Here is a 21464-nt window from a genome sequence, read left to right as displayed (position 1 = left end):
AGACAGCGAATTCCCAGCGCGTACCATTCGGCCCATGTCGTTCGTCGTCGCCGAACTCACCGGAGACCGCACCGAGCAGTACCGCCAGCTGGCCGCCCAGGCCGAAGCGCTGGTCGCGGGCGAAACCGACCGCATCGCCAACGCCGCCAATCTCGCCGCGCTGGTATTCCACGCGCTACCGGATGTGAATTGGGTGGGTTTCTATTTCTACGACGGCCGGGAACTGGTCGTCGGTCCATTTCAAGGCAAACCCGCGTGCGTGCGCATCGCGTTGGGGAAAGGTGTATGCGGCACCGCGGCGCAGGCCAGGGCAACCCAACTCGTGCCCGACGTACACGCATTCGAAGGACACATCGCGTGCGACGGCGACACACGTTCGGAAATAGTCGTCCCGCTGGTCCGGAACGATGCGTTGATCGGAGTATTCGACCTCGATAGTCCGCTGCCCGAGCGCTTCGACGAAATCGATCGGGCGGGGCTGGAAGCGGTGGCCGAGATATTCCTCGCCGCGATCTGATTCGGCCGGAACGCGCGAAGGCGCCGGGCCACCAGGGCTCCGGCGCCGTCCGAGCACGTCAGGAGTTCGCCTCGACCGTCGCTCCCGGCCGCGAGACGGCGTCCGGCACAGCCGTCGATCCCGTACCGCCCAGCCGGTAGCTCGCGCCACGGTGGTCGGCGGGCAATCGATCCCCCGCGCCGAACAGGGCGTTGCGCAGTGTGCCCGGCGTGTACTCCGGGGCGTACGCGCCTCGGGCGGTCAGCACCGGCACCACGTGCCGGACGATGTCCTCGAACGTTCCCGGTGTGATCGCGTAAGCCAGATTGAAGCCGTCCAAGTCGGTTTCGGCGGCCCACTCCTGGAGCAGGTCGGCGACCGTCTCCCCGGAACCGACGAACACCGGTCCCATACCGCCGATACCGGCCCACTTGCCGATGTCGCGGACGGTCCATTCCCGCCCGTCGTCATCGAATTCCTGGAACGCCGCGACTGCCGACCGGATCGCGTTGCTCTCGACTTGGCCGATCGGGTCGTCGAGGTCGTAGCGGGACAGATCGATGCCCATCCAGCCGGACATGAACACCAGCCCGCCTTCGACGCTCGCGTAGGACAGATACTCCTCGTGCTTGCGCCGCGCCGCCTCGTCGGTCGCGTCGGTGACGACCGTCGCGAGCGCGTAGACGCGCGCCGCGTCCCGGGAACGGCCCGCCGCCTCCAGCGCGTCCCTGATCCGGGAAACCGTCTGCGCGAGGACCCGTTTGGACGGACCGGCGATGAAGATCGCCTCGGCGTTCTCGGCCGCGAACCGCACCCCGCGCGGCGACGCTCCCGCCTGGTAGATCACCGGCGTGCGTTGCGGCGACGGCTCCGAGAGGTGGATGCCGGGCACCGTGTAGTGCGTGCCGCGATGGCCGATGTGGTGCACCTTGGCCGGGTCCACGTAGACGCCCGCGGCCGCGTCGCGGACCACCGCGTCGTCCTCCCACGACCCTTCCCACAGCTTGTAGAGCACCTCGAGGTACTCGTCGGCCTGGTTGTAGCGTTCGTCGTGGTCGAGCTGGTCCGCGGCGCCGAAATTGCGCGCGGCCGACGGCAGATAGCCGGTCACCACATTCCAGCCGAGCCTGCCGTTGGTCAGATGGTCCAGCGTGGACAGCCGCCGCGCGAACGGGTACGGGTGCTCGAATCCGGTGCCGGTGGTGATGCCGAACCCGAGATGCTCTGTCACCGCCGCCATGGCCGAGACCAGCAGCAGCGGGTCGGCCACCGGGATCTGCGCCCCCTGGCGCAGCGCGGCGATGTCGTTGCCGCCGTATACGTCGTAGGTGCCCAGGACGTCGGCGATGAAGATGCCGTCGAAGCGGCCGCGTTCCAGCAGCTGCGCCAGCTCGGTCCAGTAGCCCAGTTCCTTGTAGCGGTGCGACTGGTCGTCGGGATGCCGCCACAGTCCGGGGGACTGGTGGGCGACGCAGTTCATGTCGAAGGCGTTGAACCGGATCCGGCGGGTCACCGCGCATCTCCCGCGCCCGGGGTGCGTTCGCCCGCGCTCCACGCGAACGGCAGATCGGCGCCGTTGAGCAGGTGGTCGCCGATCGCCCGCGCCTTCTGGATCGCAGGGTTGTGCACCGAGATGGTGCGGGCGTTGCGCCAGTGCCGGTCCAACCGCAGCTTTTCGGAAACGACCGAAGCGCCACCCACTTCGAACAGCAGCGAGGTGGCGGGCAGCACCAGCTCGATGACGGCCAGCTGCGCCCGAGCCGCCGCGAGTTCGGCCGCCACCACCGCGCTCTCGTCCTTCGCGCCGCCCGCGAGCACCCCGTCGAGCACATCGGCGACGGCGAGCACGCTGGCTTCGGCGGCGAACGCGGCGGCCGACAGCCGCCCGATCACCTGTTGCACCAGCGGATCGTGCCGCGGCAGGTCGGCGGCGGAGTGCGTGTAGCCGCGGGTGCGCGCCGCGACCCACTCCCGGACGTCGCGTTCGGCGCGCTTGGCGATACCCGCCAGCACCGCGAGCTGGACCAGTTGCAGGTAGGAGGTCGCATAGGTCGGGCCGGGCGCGCCGTAGCCCGGGCCGAGAATGCGGTCCTCGGTCACCGCCACATCGGTGAATTCCGTTGTCCCGCTGGCGGTCAGCCGCTGGCCGAAGCCGTCCCAGTCGTCGTGCTGGCGCACTCCCTCGGCGTTCGCGTCCACCAGCACCCCGACGCGCTCGCCCTCGCGGTCGGCGGCGGCCAGAATGTAGTCGGCGTACAGCGAACCCGTGCTGTAGTACTTCACACCGTTGAGCAGCCAACGCTCGCCGTCGCGGGTCAGCGTGGTGCGGTAGCGGTCAACCGCGCCCGCACCGGGTTCGGTGATCGCGTTGCCCACCAGCGTGCCCTCGGCCACCGCGCGCAGCCAGCGCTCCCGCTCGGGCCCCTCCTCCGCCAGCAGTTGGTCCTCGACGAACGAGAAGTGCACCCGCAGCGCCTGCGGCAGATTCGATTCCGCGGCGGCGAGTTCGATGAGCAACCGGAACAGCTGCCGAACCGTGACGCCGTAGCCGCCGAACTCGACCGGAACGCGCAGCGCGCCGAATTTCGCCGCGCGCAGCAGTCCGACCTCGTCGTAGGGCAGCGTGCGGTCGATTTCTCGGGTCACGGCTCCCTGGGCGATCCGGTCGAAGATCGGGCCGAAGATCGCATCCAGTTCGGCATCGGTGGTGGATTTCGCCTCGGTGGTCGTCATCAGCCCACCATCGCGCACCGCGGCCGGTCGCTCACGGGTTGCGCGCAGCGCGATCGAAATAGTCGCCGACGCGCGGAGATGCCGTCGCCGCGCGAGCCAAGTTCGTAGCCGTGCGGAAGCATTTCGTCTCGCTGCCCGAGGACGTGGCCGATGAGATCGAGGAGCGGTACGCGCATCGTTCCGGCGGATTCGGCGCGGTGCGGGTGCATGTGGTCGTCGGCGATTCCCGGTGGTCCACTTCGCTGTTTCCGGACAAGTCGCGAGCGACCTATGTCCTGCCGATGAAGAAAGCGGTGCGGGTCGCGGAGGGGCTCGAGGCCGGATCGGCCGCGCGCATCGAACTCACCGTCGCGCTGTGATGCGCGCGGCCAGGGATGCGTCCACGCCGTTCAGTATCCGACCGGCTGTCCCGGGAATCCCGCGCCTTCGCGCCTGTTCGCACTTCGCTTGACCGCCACCACCACGATCACCAGCACGCCGAGCACCACACCGCCGAAGCCCAGAGCGAGCGCGCCGAGCAGGGTGCCGACGAACGACGAGCCGAGCCCCTGGCCGATGGCGACCGTCACCTCGGAACTACCCGCTGTGGTCACGCGGTAGGCGCCCGGCTTCGCGGCATCGAACGAGAACCCGGCCCGTCCTTCGTGACTACCGAAGGAATACGTGACGGTCGCGTCGTACTTCCGCAACTCCGCATGCTTGCCCTCTGGATCGAGCACTCGCAGGTTGACCGTGCCGGAGGGTCCACGGGACGATGCCCCCGAGTACTCGAGGTACACGGTGTAGCCACCGGACTCCGCCAAGTTCACCACCCCGGAGCCGGGCACCTTGACCCGCTGGAAGTCGTCGATCCGGCCCGAGGTCTGCAGGAAGCCGAAAGCGCCGAGGATGATCCCGCCGATGATGCCGACGCCGATCAATACACCACCCAGCGCGAACCAGCGACCGGACGGGGTGATCGGTTGCGTCGCAGGGGATCCCACCGGGCTCGGCGAGGTCGGAAAAGACGGCTGTGACACGGTCGGATCCTCGGCTTCTGGTCGACACCCGCGTCGACGTAGCGACAGCGTACGGTCTGCCGCACCGCCTCGCTACGCGAAAGGCCGACCGCGCCGCCGGGCCCAGGAGCTCAACGCGTCTGGGCCGCCGACATGCACTCGCTGGCGATGCGACCGCTGGCGGCGCGCGCCTTGTCCGCGTCCTCTTTGCTCATCCCCAGCGTTTCCTGGTTGGGCGACTTGGTGTCGTACTCGTCGCTGATCATGATCCGCAGTCCGGCCTGCGAGATGCCCTGGTCGACGAACACCTTCGCGGCGCATTCGGCCAGTTGCTTGTTCTTGAGGCCCTTGTCCTGCAGCGATTTGGCGAGATCGGCCTGCGTCACCGTGGGCGCCGCCGTGTCCTTGTCGCTGCCGCATGCCGCGAGCACCGGCAGCGCGATCAGCGCCGCGGCGATCATGCAGATCCGCACCTGACTCCTCTTCCTCGACTGACCACTGTCGGTGGCGTGGTCACCATAATGCCGTCCGGCGTTCGGCGGTAGCCACGGGCGGCAAGTTCGCTACAGGTCCATCGCCGCGCGCAACGCGGTGTCGAGCCGTTCCAGCGTCTCGGTGTCCACCACGTCCACCCGTTCGGCCAGCCAACCGCGGAAGATGCGCCCGATGTTGCCCGCGTGCACCCAGCCGTGTTCCTGCACCGGAACCGCGAGGATGTCGCGCGGATCGTCCTCGATCACCTCGGCCGCGATGAGCCAGGGGCGTGGCGATTCATTGATGCCGTCACTGCTGATGAGCACGACCGTGCGGCGACGCGGCGAACCATGCGGGTTGTAGATCCACAGTTCACCCCGACGCACGCATCGCCTCCTCGGCGGCCGCCAGCTCGGCCGCGTCCGCGGCGGCCTCGGCGGTCACATCCGGCACCGGACCCACCCCCGTGCGCACGGCCTCCCGGCGCGCGGCCTTCGAGATCCAAGCCGACGGCGACATTCCCGCTCGAGCGGCCGCCTGTTCGGCATACGACCAAGCGGCTTCGTCCAGCGAAAGGGTGACCTTACGCGTTGCCATACCAATTATCGTACCGACGCCGCAGGCCCCGGCGCCAGCCCTCGGCGGCGACCGGCCGAACGACCCCGCGATCCCAACTGATGACAGGTGACTGCTGTTAGGGTTGCCGCATGACGACGTTGCACCATCACCGCGTCGGCGCGGGTGACCCGCTCGTGCTGGTACACGGGGTCGGAAGCCGGTGGCAGGTGTGGGAGCCGATCATCGACACACTGGCCACGTCGTACGAGGTGATCGCCGTCGACCTGCCCGGCTTCGGCGGTTCGACGCAGCCGCTCGCGCACAACACGGTGCCCAACCTCACCGACGCGCTCGCCGAATTCCTCGCCGCGCAAGGGATCGAACAGCCGCATCTCGCGGGCAACTCGATGGGCGGGCTGATCACGCTGGAGCTGGGCGCTCGCGGGCTGGCTCGCTCGGTGACCGCCTACTCCCCGATCGGGTTCTGGGACACGGCGGGACGCGTGTGGTGCCAGCAGTCGCTGGGCAAGTCGCGGGCGCTGGCGCGCAAGCTGCGGCCCGCGCTGCCGTCCGTCCTCGGCACCGCCGCGGGCCGGACCCTCTTCCTCTCGCTGGTCTTCGGCAAGCCGTGGGCGCTGGATGCGAAGGTGGCGCTGGAGACCGCTCTCGGCGCGGCGGACGCCGCGGGCTTCGATGAGGCCATCGCCTCGTTCACCGACGTCCGGCTACCGGAACTCGGCTCGCTGGCCGACATCCCGGTGACCATAGCCTGGGGCAGCCGCGACATCCTGCTCACCTACGCGACGCAGAGCCGCAAGGCGCGCAGCGTGCTGCCGGACGCCGAGCACGTCACGCTGCGCGGCAGCGGGCACACGCCGTTCTTCGACGACCCGGCCGGGTGCGCCCAAGTGCTGCTCGAGACGATCACCCGGGTGCGGTAGCGCCCGGTTCAGTCGGCGGGCGGGTCGAGCAACGTGTCCGCGCAGGCCGTGCCGAGCAGGACGCGCACAGCGTTGCCCCACCGATGCCGCAGCAGCCGGTTGCGGGACAAGTCGCCGGTGAGCAGCACGCGCAGGGCCAGGCCGGTCATGATCTCGATGGTGAACTCGGTGATCGTCGGCACCCGGGGATCGTCCGGGAATTCGCGCCGGAAACTGTCGCGAATGCTGGTGTGCATCAGCTCGAACAGGCGAACCTCCAGCGGCAGGAACGCCGCGCGCAGCTCCGGGTCGGTCCGCGCGCCGACCCACATCTCCAGCGCCGCCCAGAACGACGGGCCGCTGAGCATCCGCATGGTCAGTTCGACGGCCGTCTCCAGTCGGTCCGCGTCGTCGGGGATCGCCTCGAATTCGCTGGTCAGCTGGTCGAATCGACGACGCGCCACATGCTCGACGGCGCCGGCCAGCAGGTCGGCCCTGGTCGGGAAATAGTGCTGCAACGTTCCGCGCGGCACACCCGCCCGCTTCTGCACCTCGAGCGTGGTCGTGCCCGCGTAACCGACCTCGACCAGGCTCTCCACCGCGGCGTCCAGCAGCCGTGTGCGCATGCGCTCCCTGCGCTGCGCCTGCGGCTGCCGGACATGTCCCGCCGTCAGCGGCCCTGCCACTGGGGCTCGCGCTTCTGCGCGAACGCCAGAGCGCCTTCGGCGGCGTCCTTGGAGATCAGAGCGGGCAAGGCGATCTCGCCCTGCTTCGCGAACCCCTCCGCGACGGGCCAGTCCGGCGACTCGTCGATGATGCGCTTGCTCGCGGCCACCGCGAGCGGTGCGGCGGCGACGATCTCGGCGGCGAGTTCCAGCGCCACCGACAGCGCAGCGCCGGGATCGGTGACCCGGTTGACCAGACCGAGCTGGTAGAGCCGCTCGGCGCCGATCCGTCCTCCGGTGAGGGCGAGCTCGGCGGCGGTGCTGCGCGGCAACCGCTGGGTCAGGCGCAGCACGCCACCGCCCGCGGCCACCAGGCCGCGTTTGACCTCGGGAATGCCGAACTGCGCGTCGCGCGCGGCGACGATGAGGTCACCCGCGAGCGCCAGCTCGAAACCACCGGCCAGCGCGAAGCCCTCGACCGCGGAGATCATCGGTTTCGCCGGTGGCTTCGCCGTGATGCCGAGCGGGCCCCTGCGCTGCGTCATCGGCATCTCGCCTTTCGACGCGGCGACGAGATCCATTCCGGCGCTGAAGGTTCCGCCCGCGCCGGTGAGTACCAGCACGCGCGCCGCCTGGTCGGCCTCGAACTCGTCGACGGCGGCCTCGATGGCCTGCGCGGTGGCGAGGTTGATCGCGTTGCGCGCCTCGGGACGGTTGACCGTCAGCACGGTGATGGCCTCGCGCCGCTCGATCAGGACCGAGTCGTTCATCGGGCGCTCCTCTCGGTGAGCAGGGTGAACGTGTCCGCGGCGATCTCGGCGTCCGCGCCGAGCGGGTCGCCCGCGGTGAACGCCGCGAGGGTGCCGTCATCCGACGCCCGGACCAGTATGCGGGTCCCCTCGGGCGTCAGTGCGCTCACCACAACGGCTTCCGGCTCGTCGGCACGCTCCGGCGCGGAACCTTTGCGGTAGGCGACGGTGTACGCCTCGACCGTGGCGGGACCGGTGTATCCGGGCGCCGGTTCCCGCCGCGCCGCGGGCACCTGCGCCTCGATCGCATGGAACAGCCGCCGCGGCGGCTCGGTCGAATACACCCCGACGCCGTGCTTGGTGCTGTACCAGCCGAGCGCCGTCGCCAGGCCGTATGCGCCGGGGTCCGCGCGCAGAATGCCCGACAGCGTCGCGATCGAATGCGTCGTGTAGTTGTTGCCCGGCCCGCCCGCGAAGGTGAGACCGCCGGTGACCGACAGCGGCCGGGCCGGATCGTCGATGGGCAGGCCGAGTTCCTCGGCGGCGATCTGCACCGCCACGGGGAAGCAGGAGTACAGGTCGACGTGCGCGACATCGTCGATCGCGATCCCCGCCGCGCCCAGCGCCGCCGCGCCCGCCGCGGCGATCGCGGGCGAGCGGGACATGTCCGCTCGCTCGGAGACGAACCACTCGTCGGTGGCGGTGGCGCCCGCGTGCGGGAACACCCACCGCTCCCGCGGCACACCGGCGGCGTCGGCAGCCGCCGCGCTGCACAGGACGAGCCCGGCGCCCAAGTCCACGGTCAGGTTCGCGACCAGCAGCTTGGGATACGGCGTCGACACCATCCGGTTGGCCGGCGCGGGCGTCACGAGTTCGGCGGCGGATTGCGCGGCGGGCTGCCACGCGTACGGATTGCGCGCGGCGATCTCCGACAGCCGCGACCACAGTCCGCCGATCCGCTCCCGGTGCGCGGCTTCGCTCGACCCGAGCCTGCGGCGCAGGGCGGTCTCCATCAGCGCGTAGAAGTACACCGGGCCCCACAGGCCCGCGGCGGTCTCCATCTCGGAGTTCGGCCCGCGATCGGAGCCGATGATCTCGTCGGGAGCCGCGCCTTCCGGCTGCTCGGGCCAGTTCACCGCCGCGCCGGAGCGGGCGGCGGTGTTACCGGAGTACACCGCTTCGGCTCCGGTGAGCAGGGCGACCTCCGAGCGGCCGTCGGCGATGGCCTGCGCGACCACGTTGAGCAGCCGCTGCGGCGCGTCGCCGCCGAAACGCACCGACTGCACGGTCCTTTTCGGGCTGACGCCCAGTTCGGCCGCGACGAGCGCGCCAAGATCACCGTAGGGGCGGCTGACCGGGGCGACGGCGGCGATCAGATCGGCCGAGCGCAGCAATCGGTCTCCGACGCCGCTGTCGGCGCCCGCGCGGCGCAGGGATTCGGCAGCGAGTTCGACGGGGCCGGGCAAACCCGGCTCACCCGGTCGGTGTACGACCTGCCCCGCGCCGACGAGCACCGGCGTCCTCGGGTCCATTCCGGCTGGCAGCATGCGTCCTCCGCTCCATAACCGTCAGCATTGACGGTAACTCGGGTCCGATTAGAACAGAGGCCGGGGACGACGGCAACAGCGCGCGCCGCAGAACTGACTCGCGAGTAAGATTCGGCCATGGGCACCCACATCGCAGTGCGGTTCGACGACCACCGCGCGTACGTCACGCTGGACCGGCCGGACAAGCACAACGGCCTGACCATCGACATGCTCCACGACCTGGTTGCCAGCGCGAAGCTGGTGGCCCGTCGAAGCGAGGTGCGCGCGGTCATCTTGTCCGGCAACGGCCCCAGCTTCAGCAGCGGACTGGACATCGCCGCAGCGATGAGCAATCCATTGGCAATCGTGCGGAACTTCGTGCCGCTCCCCTGGCGCGGCACCAACGCCTTCCAAGAGGCGTGCTGGGCATGGCGCCGCCTGCCCGTGCCGGTGATCGCCGCGGTGCACGGGCGCTGCTACGGCGGCGGCCTGCAACTCGCGCTCGCCGCCGACGTCCGTTTCGCCACCCCCGACGCCGAGTTCTCCGTCATGGAGGCCAAGCACGGCCTGATTCCCGATATGACCGGCGCCGCAACGTTATCCAGACTGATCGGCATGGACAAAGCCCTCCTGCTCACCATGACCGCCGACCTCGTCGACGCAAACCACGCCGCGCGGATCGGCTTGGTCACCGACCTGACGCCGGACCCGGTCGCGGAGGCCGAGAAACTCGCCGACCGCCTCGCGACGCGGCCACCGCACGCGGTCGCCGCCGCCAAGCGACTCTTCGAGAAGTCCTGGGGAGCATCCACCCGGCGAACCCTCGCCATCGAACGCGCGACCCAACTTCCCCTGATTCTCCGCAAGGCGCGCAGCCGCCGCACCGAACAATAGCTACGAATTTGCTAATCTGCGCGAGAAGCCTCCGCGCGCCCGGTTCCGCTGCTACCATTTGCACGATTTGCCAGCCAGTCGACTAGTGGTGCGCGGCACACTGCGAAGGGTCTGTGTATCGCGGGACGTCCGTGTTTCGCACCGCTCTCGGGAAGAAACCGGAGGGCTCACAGACAGTGATCAAGACCGCATCCTTCCTGCTATCGGCGCTGGCGGGCGCCTCGGTTCTGCTCTTCACGGCCTCTACCCCCGCCATCGCGAACCCGAACGCCATCAATCCGATCCCGGTGCTCAACGGCACCACGGGTTTGCCCAATCTGCTCGGCCGCACCAAGGCGGTCTTCCAGGTGACCGGCATGGCCAGCCCGAACAACACCCAGTCCTACAACGTTCTCGGCACCGATCTCGGCATCATGTGGGACAACGGGCACGGCGAAATGCTCACCGCGTTCGGTGACACCGCCGGCGTCGGGTTCCCCAATCTGCTCGCGGGCAGCATGTGGGCGTGGCGCAGCAATATCCTGCTGCGCAGCCACACCACCGATCCGGCCGATGGCATCTTCTTCGACAGCGTGGTGCGCGACATGTTCGGTCAGGCCCGCGATCTGATCGCCAGCCCGAAGATTCCCTTCCTGGAGATCAGCCGGATCCCCACCGCGGGCATCGCCGTCGACGGTGTGCAATACATGAGCCTGATGTCGGTGAAGAGCTGGGACGACGTCGGTCAGTGGAGCACCAACTTCTCCGGCCTCGCCGTCTCCGGCGACAACGGCGAGACCTGGGCGGAGCTGCCGGAGACCCGCCGCACCAACGAGGGCGGGAACGCCAACTTCCAGATGAACGCCTTCCTCGCCGACGGCGGATACATCTACGAATACGGCACGCGGTCCGGACGCAATCACACCGCCCATGTCGCCCGCGTGCGCGCGCAGGACATCGGCAATCTCGCCGAATACGAATACTGGGACGGCGGCGCGTGGCGCAAGGGCGACGTACATGCCGCGGCGCCCATCATGTTCGGCGTCGGCGAATTATCGGTGATGTACAACGCCTATCTGGGGCAATACATTTCGCTGACCACCGATCGGTTCAATTCCGTGGTGATGCGGCGCGCGTCCGCGCCCGCAGGGCCGTGGAGTGAGCCCGAAGTGCTGATCGACACCCGCGAGTTGCCCACCGCCTACGCGCCTTCCATATTCCCGTACCAGACCGGGCGCGATCTGTACTTCCTCACCACCGTGCACAGCCAGTACAACGTTCTGCTGATGCGCACGACGCTGTGACGCGGAACCCGGCGATCCGACGCGGTGCTTGACCTCAACAATGGTTCATGTATGAGGCTGCATCGCGTTGGATCGTTCACTTCCGGGAGGCACCATGCTCAGCACCACCGTCGACGTCCGCGCCTGGTTGCGCGACAACGCCGTCGCGATCGACAGTTCCGATCCGGACGCGGCAGGCACGGAACTGGAAGCCTTGCTCGCGCGGCTCGCCCCCGCGACTGTGGTCGGGCTCGGTGAGTCGACGCGGTTCTCCCGGCAGACCTTCGGCGTGCGCGAGCGACTGTTCCGCGCGCTGGTCGAACGGCACGGTTTCCGCGCGCTGGCCATCCAGGACAGCGCGCGTTCCGGCGAACGCTGGGACCGGTTCGTCACCGCGGGCGAGGGCGATCCCGAAACGGTGCTCGCCGGAGCCTGGCGCCCGTGGCGCACCGCGGAATCGGCAGCCGCGCTGCGCTGGATGCGCGCCTACAACCTGGCGCATCCACAGGACCCGGTGCGCGTCTTCGGCGTCGAACCGCCTCGCGCCGAGCCGAGCGACTACGACGCGGTGCTCGACTACGTGCGCCGCGCCGCTCCCGACCGGTTGGCCGCGATCGAGGCGCACCTCGCGCCGATCCGCACCGCCCACCAAGTCGACGAACATGTCCAACGTCATCAGGGCACCCACCCCGGCCGCCCGTTCGCCGAGCACGCCGAAGACGCCCTCGCGCTGCTCGCCGCGGTGCCGGACACCGGCGAGCGGGCCACGGCACTCGCCCACGCCCGCCTGATCCTCGACTTCCACCGCCGGAGCGTCGCGAGCCAAGGATTCGCCCGCGACGAGCGGCCCGCCGCCGAGACCGTGCTGCGATGGCACCGCTCGACCGGGGCCAAGATCGTCTACTGGGACGGCATCGCGCACACCACCAGCCTTCCGATCGTCTTCGGCGCGGCCGAGTTCCGCGGAGCCGGAAGCCATTTGCGCGCCGAGCTGGGCGACGGATACCGGTCCGTCGGCATCGGCTTCCATCACGGCGACCTCGGCGCGGCCGTGGCCCCTGATCCGCAACCCGACCTGGTCGATGCCGCGCTGGGCGAGGTCGAATTGCCCGCCTACTACGTGGATCTGCACGCCGCGGCGCCGCGACCGGTCCAGGATTGGCTGACCGGCCCGGCGAAGTTGCGCACTATCAGCGGCGTCTACGACCCGTCCGCCGACGCCACGGCCAACATCCGGCTCTCCTCGCTCATCGACGCGTTCGACGTGCTGATCCACGTGCGGGAGACCACGCCGGTGCACTGGCTCTCGCAGGTATCGGACTGACTCGCGCAACCCCACCGGGCGCGGGCCGCGCGATCAATAGACTCGAAATATGGATGCGGCCGACTGGGATGAGCGCTACGCGCAAACGGAATTGGTCTGGGGCGCACCGCCGAACAACACCGTGGTGGAGCATGTCTACGGGTTGGAACGCCGTGCGCCGCTGCAAGCCGCCACGCCCGAGGGCGATGCGCCGGAGTTCCCGCGCGCTCTGGACTTGGCGTGCGGCGAGGGTCGCAACACGTTGTGGCTCGCTACGCACGGCTGGCAGGTGCACGCCGTCGATTACTCCCAGGTCGGCATCGATAAGGGCCGCACCGTGGCCTCGCGGTTGTCCCGCTCGGTTCGCGGTCGCATCACCTGGCAGTGCGCGGACGTCACCGATCTGGCGGAGGCGGGTATCACCGGGCCGTTCGAGCTGGTGTTGATGGTCTTCCTGCATTTGCCCGCCGAGCAGCGCCGTGTGCTGGTCCGCGAGGCGGCCGGACTGCTGGCGCCGGAAGGCACCCTGCTCGTGCTCGGCCACGACACCACCAACATCACCGATGGCTGCGGCGGGCCGCAGGACCCGTCCATCCTGTTCACTCCCGACGACATCGTGGCCGACCTCGGCCCGCTCGCGGCGGCGAACGAGGTGCGGGTGCGCATCGCCGACCGCGTCTACCGGCCCACCGAGACGGGCGACGCCATCGACGCACTGGTCATCGCCACCCGCCCGGCCGAGTAGGAACTCAGGACCAGCGCTCCAGCCACGGGGTCACGGTCTCGGCGATCGAGTCGAAGCCGGCGCGGAACGCGTGCGGCTGGCCCGGGATGACCCGGACTTCGGCGGCGTCGGCCGGATCGGGAATGCCGAACGGATCGTTGGCCCCGTTGACGACGACCACCTCGATGTCTCCCGGAGCGAGCAGTTCGTCCCGCCGGGACTTCTCCGGCTTACCGGGCGGATGCAGGGGGAACGAGAGCGCGAGGACGCCACGAACCCGCGCCGCGACGGCCGTGCGGCAAGCCACCCGCGCCCCGTTGCTGCGCCCACCCTGGATCAGCGGAATGCGCTTGCGCCCGCGCAACCGCGCGACGACCTCCAGCCAAGCCTCGTCCTGCTTCACCGCCGACCCAGGCGCCCGCCGCCCGGCAACCCGATACGGCTGCACCACCCGCGCGACCCCACCCCCCAGCCGCAACGCCGCGTCACGCACCGCGAGCAGGTCCTTCGCCTCCACCCCACCCCCGGCGCCATGCGTGAGCACCAGCAGAAACGCGGGCTTGCGCGGCTGTTCGAGCTCGACCTCAGCCGGCCCGGCACTCGTCTCGATCAGCACTGTTCTATTTTCCAGCGCCTTCGGCGCTGGGTGTTCGCGGCCCCTTTGTGGCTCGCGTTTGCGCGACCGCCGCTTGCTCCTTCGTCGCGTACGCGGCGGCCACGCAAACGCGAGCCGGGCCGCGAACGCGGATGCTCGGTCTCGCTTCGCTCGAAAGACGTGGTGGCGGTGCGCTGGGCGCGTAAGCGTGCGAACTCTCGACTTCATGCGCGAGATCGGAGCTAGTGGCCGGTGAGACCGTGCGCGACGGTCCCCGCCAACTCGGGCAGTTGATCAGCGAACGACAGTGCGTGCCGAGATTCGACGACTCGAGTCCTCCTGGTTCGCTCGCCGAAACCGACGCGCCCCGCCCCGCGTCCGAGGGTCACCACATCCGCGACGAGGGAGCAGCAGCCACGGCGAGCCGCCAGCCATCCACTTCCACCGCGCGCCTGGTAAGTAGCTCCGCGACCAACGCGCCCAGCGCACCTGGACCACAGGTTTCGAGCGAAGCGAGACCGAGCATCCGCCGTTCGCGGCCCGGCTCGCGTCCGAGTGGCCGCCGCGTCCGCGACGAAGTCGCCAGCGGCGGTCGCTCGGACGCGAGCCACAAAGGGGCCGCGACACGCCGCGACGAAGTCGCGGCCATCAGACACTGTAAAACGCGTCACATTCGGCCGCTTGACACTTTGCGCAGTCATTACCGGCCGGTAATATGTTTCATAAGTTACCCGCGAGTAGCATGCGGAAAACCGGCACGACTACCCCGGTGGAGCGAACAACGGGCGGGAACGGCAACCATACCGACCGCACCAACTCAACGGAGAGTGAGTACTGACAATGGGTCACTACAAGAGCAACGTCCGCGACCTGGAGTTCAACCTCTTCGAGGTTCTCGGCCTCGGGTCGATCCTGGACAGCGGCGCCTACGGCGATCTCGACACCGACACGGTCAAGGAGATGCTCAACGAGGTGCGTCGCCTGGCCGAGGGTCCGCTCGGTGAGTCGTTCGCCGACGCCGACCGCAACCCGCCGGTCTTCGACCCGCAGAACCACACGGTCACGCTGCCCGAGTCGTTCAAGAAGAGCTACCGCACCCTGCAGGACGGCGGCTGGGACAAGCTGGGCATCGCCGAGGAGCTGGGCGGCCTGCCGATCCCGCGCGCCGCCTACTGGGCCATCGCCGAACTGATCCTGGGCGCGCAGCCCGCCGCCTTCATGTACGCCGCCGGTCCCGGCTTCGCGAACATCTTCTACAACAACGCCACCGACGAGCAGAAGAAGTGGGCGCAGATCGCCGCCGAGCAGGGCTGGGGCGCGACCATGGTGCTGACCGAGCCCGACGCGGGCTCCGACGTCGGCGCGGGCCGCACCAAGGCGATCAAGCAGGAGGACGGCTCCTGGCACATCGAGGGCGTCAAGCGGTTCATCACCTCCGCCGACTCCGACGACCTGTTCCCGAACATCATGCACCTGGTGCTGGCCCGCCCCGAGGGCGCCGGGCCGGGCACCAAGGGCCTGTCGCTGTTCTTCGTGCCGAAGTTCCACTTCGACCACGAGACCGGTGAGCTGGGCGAGCGCAACGGCGTCTTCGTCACCAACGTCGAGCACAAGATGGGCCTGAAGGTCTCGGCCACCTGCGAGGTCACCTTCGGCGGCCACGGCATCCCGGCCAAGGGCTGGCTGGTCGGCGAGGTGCACAACGGCATCGCGCAGATGTTCGAGGTCATCGAGCACGCCCGCATGATGGTTGGCACCAAGGCCATCGCGACCCTGTCGACCGGTTACCTGAACGCGCGGGACTACGCCAAAGAGCGGGTCCAGGGCGCCGACCTGACCAAGATGACCGACAAGGCCGCGCCCCGCGTGACCATCACCCACCACCCGGACGTCCGTCGTTCGCTGGCCACCCAGAAGGCGTACGCCGAGGGCCTGCGCGCGGTGTACCTGTACACCGCCGCCCACCAGAACGAGGATGTCGCGCAGCTGGTTTCGGGTGCGGACGCCGATTTGGCCGCGCGGGTCAACGACCTGCTGCTGCCGATCGTCAAGGGCGTCGGCTCCGAGCGGGCCTACCAGTACCTGACCGAGTCGCTGCAGACCCTCGGCGGTTCCGGCTTCCTGCAGGACTACCCGATCGAGCAGTACATCCGCGACGCGAAGATCGACTCGCTGTACGAGGGCACCACCGCGATCCAGGCGCAGGACTTCTTCTTCCGCAAGATCGCCCGCGACCGCGGCGTCGCGCTGGCCCACGTGGCCGGCCAGGTGCAGAAGTTCATCGACTCCGAGGCGGGCAACGGCCGGCTCAAGGGCGAGCGCAAGCTGCTGGCCACCGCGCTGGAGGACGTGCAGGCCATGGCCGCCACGCTCACCGGTCACCTGATGGGCGCCCAGGAGCAGCCGAGCGAGCTGTACAAGGTCGGCCTGGGTTCGGTTCGGTTCCTGCTCTCGGTCGGTGACCTGCTCATCGGCTGGCAGCTGCTGCGTCAGGCCGAGGTCGCCATCGCGGCCTTGGACAACGGCGCGGCCGGCGCCGACGAGGCGTTCTACAACGGCAAGATCGCGGTCGCGCAGTTCTTCGCCCGCAACATCCTGCCGGAGCTGACCGCCACCCGCGCGGTGCTGTCCAACCTGGACAACGACATCATGGAGCTGGACGAAGCCGCGTTCTGACGCTTCGCGAACCGTGACGGCAACGGCCCGGAGAACTTCTCCGGGCCGTTGTCGTCTACATTTGTCGATTCGTGACGTTCGATCACCGCTCGACGCCGATCCTCTCCGGTAGATTGCGTGCTCCCGGGGGGCAACCCGAACCTCCCGCTTCGCACAGTTCGACGCGACAAATGTCGGCAGAGGTGCCCGAGGTGACGCGCAAGGCAACTGGCATCGGCGCTTATCTGCGCGAACGACGCCTCGCCGCGGGGCTGACACCCGCCCATCTCGCCGCGCGCGCCGACCTCACCGAAGCGGTGCTCGACCAGATCGAAACGGGCGCCGTCGCGCCGAATCAGCCCCTGCTGCAACGCTTGTTCGACGCACTGGAGGTGCCGATCTGGTACCGCAAGCACATCGTCGTGCTGAGCCTGCCCGACTTCTTCTCCGCGGCCTTTGGGCCCGGCCCCGACGTGCCGACCCCCGATGACCGGGCCGACCTGCACAGCCTGCCCGACCCGGCGTGCTTCCAGCGGATGCCCACCCAGGATCTCGTGGAAGCCAATTCCACCTACGAACGCGCGTTCCCGGGTGCGGTCGCCCGAGGGAACGTGCTGGAGTGGATGTTCCTCGACGCGGCGGCCCGGCGGGTGATGGTGGACTGGGCGGTGGAAGCGCACCTGCTCGTCGACGCCTTCCGCATCCTGTCCCCGCTCGCGCCGCGCGAGCGCGTCGAGGAGATCGCCGCGCGTTGCCGCCGCTCCCCCGATTGGGATCGCATGTGGACCACCGAGGTGCGCGGCGAGGACATCCCCCGCCGCCGGTTGCAGGTGCGCGACCCCGCCACGAGACGGGTGCGGTCGATGAGCATGCGGGTCTACAGCCCCGAACTGCCGGAGCGCCCATGGTGGCTGTACCGGTTGGTGACCGTCGGCCCGACGCGCTGAACCGACCCATCGATGTAGGCGACATCGCGGCGGCGAGCGGGCACAATGACCGAGCAGACTGCGTCCCAGAGGAAGGGAATTGCCGGATGACTCGATCGCTGTCCGCACTCGCCGGGGCCGGCGCGCTGGCCGCGGTCCTCGCGCTGGCCGCCGCCACGCCCGCAGGGGCCGACCCGAACAACGTCATTCCGATCCCGGCGCTCAACGGCATCCACGGCCTGCCCGACCTGCCCGGCCCGGCCCACGCGGTGTTCCAGGTGACGGGCATGGACAGCCCGAATCGCACCCAGAACGTCAACGTGCTCGGCACGGATCTCGGCATCATGTGGGACGACGGCAACGGCCGCATGATCACCGCGTTCGGCGACAGCGCCGGCATCGGCATCCCGAACCTGCTCGCGGGCAGCATCTGGGCCTGGACCAGCAATGTGCTGTTCCGCAGCTCCAGGCACGATCCGGCCGAGGGCATCTTCTTCGACGACGTGGTGCCGAATCCGTTGCCCAGCCCCAAGATTCCCGGCATCGAGATCAGCCTGATTCCCACCGCGGGTATCTCGGTGGGCGGCGTGCAGTACATGAGCTTGATGTCGGTGCGCGAATGGGGCGATCACGGGAAGTGGAACACGAACTTCTCCACGCTGGCCGCCTCCGGTGACGGCGGCACCACTTGGACGCAGCTGACCCACACTCGCCGGGCGAATGTCGACGGGCACGAGAACTTTCAGCAGAACGCATTCCTGAAAGCGAACGGCTACGTCTACCGCTACGGCACCCCGGCAGGCCGCAACAATCCCGGATTCGTCTCCCGCGCCAAGGAATCCGATATCGCGAATATCGACGCCTACGAATACTGGGACGGCAGAGAGTGGAAGCCCGCCGACGCCAAGACCGCGGCTCCGATCGTCGGTGGCGTCGCCGAGCTCTCGGTGATGTGGAACCAATACCTGGGCCAGTACGTCATGCTGACCACGGACCCGGCCAACAGCGTCGTCCTGCGCACCGCACCGGCTCCCGAAGGACCATGGAGCGAACCGCGCGTCCTGATCGACGCCCGCGCCCTCCCCACCGCGTACGCACCCATGATCTACCCGTACCAAACCGGCCGCGACCTCTATTTCCTGGTCACCCAGCACACCCAGTACAACGTGCTGCTGATGCGAACACCGCTGTGAAAAGGGCATCCGCCCTTCCGGATTTGGTTCCTGTAACGCAAGCAATGTCACCGATCACGGGTGATTCCCCGGCTGCGTTCTTGCCCTTGCCCGGTACCGCCACGCACAACGCCTGGCGCATGACCAGGCAGCTGCCGTACAGCCGCTGACGGTGGCTGCGCTTGCCCGAGCCCGAGAAGCTTCACCACTTCCGGGGGCACTCCCCGGGCTTGCAATCGCGCCAGTTCTTCCGCGCGTTCCTTGTGGTCGGCCGCCTCGCGGGCAATTCGGGCGTCTTCGCGCGCTTTCTCCTTCGCCGCGCGGGCGTCGGCTGCTGCCCGCTCCAGGCTGGCAGCGTCGGCCGCCTCTCGGGCCACCTGTTCCCCGGTGTCGGCTGCTCCCCGTTCGTGGAGCTGACTTGGCGCGGGGAATTCCAGCGCCACCCGTTCAGCGACTTCGCGCTCAATTCGCGCACGCTCGCTCTCCGGAGTTCTGCCCGCTTGCCTGGCTCGCTCGGCCTCTTCTCGCGCCTGCCGCTCGCGCTCGACTCGTTGGGGGGCTTCCGCCCTGCCGCGTGTAGCGCCGTCGCGGAATCGCAGCATATTCCGGAACTTCTCGGCTCGCTCACGCGCCCGCGCCCGCTCCGCAATCTTGTCCCGCTGCCTTTGTAGCTCCTGCGCTTTCTCCTGTCGCGCCTTCTCTGCTACGCCTGGTAGCTCGAGTTGCTGACCTCGCTCCGGCAGTTGGCGCTGCTTGCTCCGCTCCAGATCCATACCCAATGCCCAAATTGTCCGGGCTTCAGCTCGCGAGATTTCTAGGTGCGTGAATCTGTCGCGGAAGTCTTTCTTCAAACCATTGATGAGTATCTGACAGTCTTTCGATACAGTCTCACCTTCTACTGACCGTAGCGTATGCTCCTGCACGACGCCTGTCTCGAGAAGGACCCGCAATGCCTTGAGCTGCTTTTCGTCCTTGGGTCCTCCGATTCTCCCGGATTTATCCTCGATGGAGAAAGTTTTGCCTTGATCCTCTCTGACGTGGTCGAACTGGATCCGACCTTCCGGCGTCTTATATATGCGGGAGCTGGGGAGATATCCACGCTCACGGTCCTTGAAATATGCTTCGACACCGTTCTCGAATATCCTTCCACGCTCGTGGGGCTTGTAACGCTCCCGGTCTCTTTCGTATTCGTCCAACCGATCCCCCCGGAAGCGTGAAGTGATTCGAGAATTTCCTGGCCGTAGCTTTTCAGGAAGCAGTTGAGGCAGCTCAGTGGCTGCGACGACCCTCGTGGATAGAGGCGTATTCGCGAATGGCGTCAGCCATTTTGGAAAACATTCCCCCATACTCCTCGGGGCTATATTCGATCATGCGTCCGATTAACCCCCATACGGTCTCGACATCTTCTTCGTCGCCCGTGTCCATCTTCAATGCGGGATTCACGTCGTCATAGAACGAATATTCGCGGCCGAACCATTCTTCCTCGATGAATCTAGCCCCCGCGAATCTCTCGAAGCAGTCGCCGATGAAACAAACGAACGCGTCAACCATGTCGGCGCCATCGGGTGACGCCGCAGCGGCAGCCCTGGTCGGGAACAGTTCGGCGACAATGGGGTCAAGCCGTTTCACCTCCGCCGAGTTCTCCGGCCACGGCTCCGAAGGAATCTCACGTATGCCCGCATAGTCCATGAACTTACGAGCTTGTGCCTTTCGGCGGTCAGGGTCGACCCATTTACCCCAAGCGGTCTGCTCGACAGGAACTCCCAGATCCATACTCAACTGGTCGTCGCCTTGCCCCATCACGTTCCCTTCCGGTAGTCGGTAGCCCTGCGTATCACCCGAACGGGACAGTGTCCCACGTTCATGGATTGTGTCGCGCCCGTTCGCCTCACCGAGCAAGCACCGGGCGGCAGCACGGGGTGGTAGGCGCAAACGAACCATCATCGCTCGACATACAGCCGCTCACACGGCAACCGGGGCAGCCGATCAGTTGCGCCCTTGGCGACGCGTACGGCGTCGGTGCAACGGCGGATATCTTCGTCTTGGACGAAGATCAAAGCCGCGGTGAGGCATGCCGCGTAGTGCAACTGGTAGCCGCGCAGCCGCACTATCAAGTGCACGTCAGGTTCGTCCGGCAACGGGGAAGCCATCACATGCCCCGATCCCGGAAATACCGGTAATCGTCACCCGAAACGATCACGGCCGCTACCCGCGTCGAGCACTCCAACGGGTCGCAATCCTCATGCATCATGAGCGCTTGATCGGCCGCTTTCCGGCTCGACACAGGCCACGCCGGATTGTGGTGCCCCCACCGTCTATAGAACTCAGCTAAACCCACTCGGGCGTCATATCTGCCGGACCTGCCGCCCTGTAGCAGAGTCAACACAGGGCGACCAGGGGGTGCACCATCAGGCATACGTCATCACCCGCCGACGCCGCGCGACCTTCTCGGCTCGGACCGCGCGGATCGCTTCCACGATCACGTGACCAGAAGGGCGAACGTGGCTGTCGGGGCGCACAATCCACGCACGGAACTTCGTCCCAACATCAGCGGGACTGGGCAGCCCGATCGTTCCGCCCTCACGCGCAATGGACACATCCAACCGAAACATCTCAGCGAACAACGGAATCTCATCCGGCAGGTCAGGCCGGATGATGAACGTCCACCTCTTCGACCGTGGATGCGACAAGATCGGACCGAGCTTGTACCCCTGGTTCTGCATCCACACCTTCACCGCCTGCCCCAGCACAGCGGGCATGGTGATCGCCCACACCGACCCGCAGCGGGCCACGATCCGGCCCACATGAGGCGGG

Annotated in this window: 24 protein-coding genes; 10 read left to right on the top strand and 14 right to left on the bottom strand. The window is 68.1% G+C overall.

Going from position 1 to position 21464, the window contains the following annotated elements; all coding sequences use genetic code 11:
* Positions 1-34 precede the first annotated feature (34 nt).
* Positions 35-517: a GAF domain-containing protein gene (locus ACWDMM_RS17450; protein WP_195080891.1), complete on the top strand. Its 483-nt coding sequence runs from the start codon at positions 35-37 to the stop codon at positions 515-517.
* A gap of 58 nt (positions 518-575) precedes the next feature.
* On the opposite strand, the gene ACWDMM_RS17445 is transcribed toward ACWDMM_RS17450, so the two are convergent.
* Both ACWDMM_RS17445 and ACWDMM_RS17440 read right to left on the bottom strand, forming a co-directional pair.
* Positions 576-2009: an LLM class flavin-dependent oxidoreductase gene (locus tag ACWDMM_RS17445; protein WP_449938344.1), complete on the bottom strand. Its 1434-nt coding sequence runs from the start codon at positions 2007-2009 to the stop codon at positions 576-578.
* Positions 2006-3229: an acyl-CoA dehydrogenase family protein gene (locus ACWDMM_RS17440; protein WP_357208919.1), complete on the bottom strand. Its 1224-nt coding sequence runs from the start codon at positions 3227-3229 to the stop codon at positions 2006-2008. Before ACWDMM_RS17440 ends, ACWDMM_RS17445 begins: the two co-directional genes overlap by 4 nt.
* A 110-nt stretch (positions 3230-3339) precedes the next feature.
* Between ACWDMM_RS17440 and ACWDMM_RS17435 the strand changes: the two genes are divergently transcribed.
* Positions 3340-3588 (top strand): DUF1905 domain-containing protein, encoded by a 249-nt coding sequence (locus tag ACWDMM_RS17435; protein ID WP_449938341.1) that lies wholly within the window; start codon positions 3340-3342, stop codon positions 3586-3588.
* A 30-nt stretch (positions 3589-3618) separates the two neighbouring features.
* Here ACWDMM_RS17435 and ACWDMM_RS17430 read toward each other — a convergent pair whose 3' ends face one another.
* The 4 genes from ACWDMM_RS17430 to ACWDMM_RS17415 form a co-directional block, all read right to left on the bottom strand.
* Positions 3619-4248, bottom strand: a complete 630-nt coding sequence (locus ACWDMM_RS17430) for a hypothetical protein (RefSeq protein WP_195080895.1) — start codon at positions 4246-4248, stop codon at positions 3619-3621.
* A gap of 110 nt (positions 4249-4358) precedes the next feature.
* The gene (locus ACWDMM_RS17425) at positions 4359-4688 is read right to left on the bottom strand and encodes a hypothetical protein (RefSeq protein ID WP_245562771.1); all 330 of its coding nucleotides are present in this window, start codon (positions 4686-4688) and stop codon (positions 4359-4361) included.
* Between the two features lie 102 nt (positions 4689-4790).
* A complete protein-coding gene (locus ACWDMM_RS17420; protein WP_195080896.1) occupies positions 4791-5087 on the bottom strand; it encodes a hypothetical protein in 297 nt (98 codons plus the stop codon).
* Positions 5074-5298 (bottom strand): hypothetical protein, encoded by a 225-nt coding sequence (locus ACWDMM_RS17415; protein ID WP_039802891.1) that lies wholly within the window; start codon positions 5296-5298, stop codon positions 5074-5076. Before ACWDMM_RS17415 ends, ACWDMM_RS17420 begins: the two co-directional genes overlap by 14 nt.
* A gap of 110 nt (positions 5299-5408) precedes the next feature.
* Here ACWDMM_RS17415 and ACWDMM_RS17410 point away from each other — a divergent pair, with 110 nt between their 5' ends.
* Positions 5409-6200: an alpha/beta fold hydrolase gene (locus ACWDMM_RS17410; RefSeq protein ID WP_195080897.1), complete on the top strand. Its 792-nt coding sequence runs from the start codon at positions 5409-5411 to the stop codon at positions 6198-6200.
* An 8-nt stretch (positions 6201-6208) separates the two neighbouring features.
* Here ACWDMM_RS17410 and ACWDMM_RS17405 read toward each other — a convergent pair whose 3' ends face one another.
* Genes ACWDMM_RS17405 through ACWDMM_RS17395 form a run of 3 tightly spaced genes read right to left on the bottom strand, consistent with a single transcriptional unit; the run spans position 6209 to position 9140 of the window.
* Positions 6209-6805 (bottom strand): TetR/AcrR family transcriptional regulator, encoded by a 597-nt coding sequence (locus ACWDMM_RS17405; protein WP_323124680.1) that lies wholly within the window; start codon positions 6803-6805, stop codon positions 6209-6211.
* A gap of 44 nt (positions 6806-6849) precedes the next feature.
* Positions 6850-7614 carry a crotonase/enoyl-CoA hydratase family protein gene (locus ACWDMM_RS17400; protein WP_195080899.1) on the bottom strand — a complete coding sequence of 255 codons (765 nt, stop codon included), beginning with the start codon at positions 7612-7614 and terminating at the stop codon, positions 6850-6852.
* Positions 7611-9140, bottom strand: a complete 1530-nt coding sequence (locus ACWDMM_RS17395; RefSeq protein ID WP_449938336.1) for an acetyl-CoA acetyltransferase — start codon at positions 9138-9140, stop codon at positions 7611-7613. Before ACWDMM_RS17395 ends, ACWDMM_RS17400 begins: the two co-directional genes overlap by 4 nt.
* Positions 9141-9257: 117 nt before the next feature.
* Between ACWDMM_RS17395 and ACWDMM_RS17390 the strand changes: the two genes are divergently transcribed.
* The 4 genes from ACWDMM_RS17390 to ACWDMM_RS17375 all read left to right on the top strand — a co-directional run bounded on the left by ACWDMM_RS17390 (position 9258) and on the right by ACWDMM_RS17375 (position 13323).
* Positions 9258-10013, top strand: a complete 756-nt coding sequence (locus tag ACWDMM_RS17390; protein ID WP_195080901.1) for a crotonase/enoyl-CoA hydratase family protein — start codon at positions 9258-9260, stop codon at positions 10011-10013.
* Positions 10014-10189: 176 nt separating this feature from the next.
* Positions 10190-11296, top strand: a complete 1107-nt coding sequence (locus ACWDMM_RS17385; RefSeq protein ID WP_449938333.1) for a DUF4185 domain-containing protein — start codon at positions 10190-10192, stop codon at positions 11294-11296.
* 94 nt (positions 11297-11390) lie between these two features.
* A complete protein-coding gene (locus tag ACWDMM_RS17380; protein ID WP_449938331.1) occupies positions 11391-12599 on the top strand; it encodes an erythromycin esterase family protein in 1209 nt (402 codons plus the stop codon).
* A gap of 49 nt (positions 12600-12648) precedes the next feature.
* Positions 12649-13323 (top strand): class I SAM-dependent methyltransferase, encoded by a 675-nt coding sequence (locus ACWDMM_RS17375; RefSeq protein WP_357208925.1) that lies wholly within the window; start codon positions 12649-12651, stop codon positions 13321-13323.
* A 4-nt stretch (positions 13324-13327) separates the two neighbouring features.
* Here the strand turns inward: ACWDMM_RS17375 and ACWDMM_RS17370 are convergent, their stop codons facing one another.
* Positions 13328-13918 (bottom strand): alpha/beta hydrolase family protein, encoded by a 591-nt coding sequence (locus tag ACWDMM_RS17370; protein ID WP_195080905.1) that lies wholly within the window; start codon positions 13916-13918, stop codon positions 13328-13330.
* 819 nt (positions 13919-14737) lie between these two features.
* Here ACWDMM_RS17370 and ACWDMM_RS17365 point away from each other — a divergent pair.
* The 3 genes from ACWDMM_RS17365 to ACWDMM_RS17355 all read left to right on the top strand — a co-directional run bounded on the left by ACWDMM_RS17365 (position 14738) and on the right by ACWDMM_RS17355 (position 18671).
* On the top strand, positions 14738-16573 hold the full coding sequence (locus ACWDMM_RS17365; RefSeq protein WP_357109591.1) for an acyl-CoA dehydrogenase: 1836 nt from the start codon (positions 14738-14740) through the stop codon (positions 16571-16573).
* Between the two features lie 191 nt (positions 16574-16764).
* Positions 16765-17499 (top strand): MmyB family transcriptional regulator, encoded by a 735-nt coding sequence (locus ACWDMM_RS17360; protein ID WP_449938328.1) that lies wholly within the window; start codon positions 16765-16767, stop codon positions 17497-17499.
* A gap of 86 nt (positions 17500-17585) precedes the next feature.
* Positions 17586-18671, top strand: coding sequence for a DUF4185 domain-containing protein (locus ACWDMM_RS17355; RefSeq protein WP_195080908.1), 1086 nt, complete (start codon positions 17586-17588; stop codon positions 18669-18671).
* A gap of 47 nt (positions 18672-18718) precedes the next feature.
* Here the strand turns inward: ACWDMM_RS17355 and ACWDMM_RS17350 are convergent, their stop codons facing one another.
* The 4 genes from ACWDMM_RS17350 to ACWDMM_RS17335 form a co-directional block, all read right to left on the bottom strand.
* Complete coding sequence (locus ACWDMM_RS17350; RefSeq protein WP_357208512.1) at positions 18719-19846, bottom strand: hypothetical protein; 1128 nt, start codon at positions 19844-19846, stop codon at positions 18719-18721.
* Positions 19847-19919: 73 nt separating this feature from the next.
* The gene (locus ACWDMM_RS17345; RefSeq protein ID WP_195080910.1) at positions 19920-20450 is read right to left on the bottom strand and encodes a hypothetical protein; all 531 of its coding nucleotides are present in this window, start codon (positions 20448-20450) and stop codon (positions 19920-19922) included.
* Positions 20451-20590: 140 nt separating this feature from the next.
* Positions 20591-20800: a hypothetical protein gene (locus ACWDMM_RS17340; protein WP_357109601.1), complete on the bottom strand. Its 210-nt coding sequence runs from the start codon at positions 20798-20800 to the stop codon at positions 20591-20593.
* A gap of 258 nt (positions 20801-21058) precedes the next feature.
* Entirely contained in the window at positions 21059-21454 is a 396-nt protein-coding gene (locus tag ACWDMM_RS17335; RefSeq protein WP_357109604.1) for a DNA-directed RNA polymerase subunit beta, read from the bottom strand.
* Positions 21455-21464 lie beyond the last annotated feature (10 nt).

The organism is Nocardia sp. NPDC003726 (genome assembly GCF_053586955.1).
This window is presented reverse-complemented; position numbering and strand designations above follow the sequence as displayed.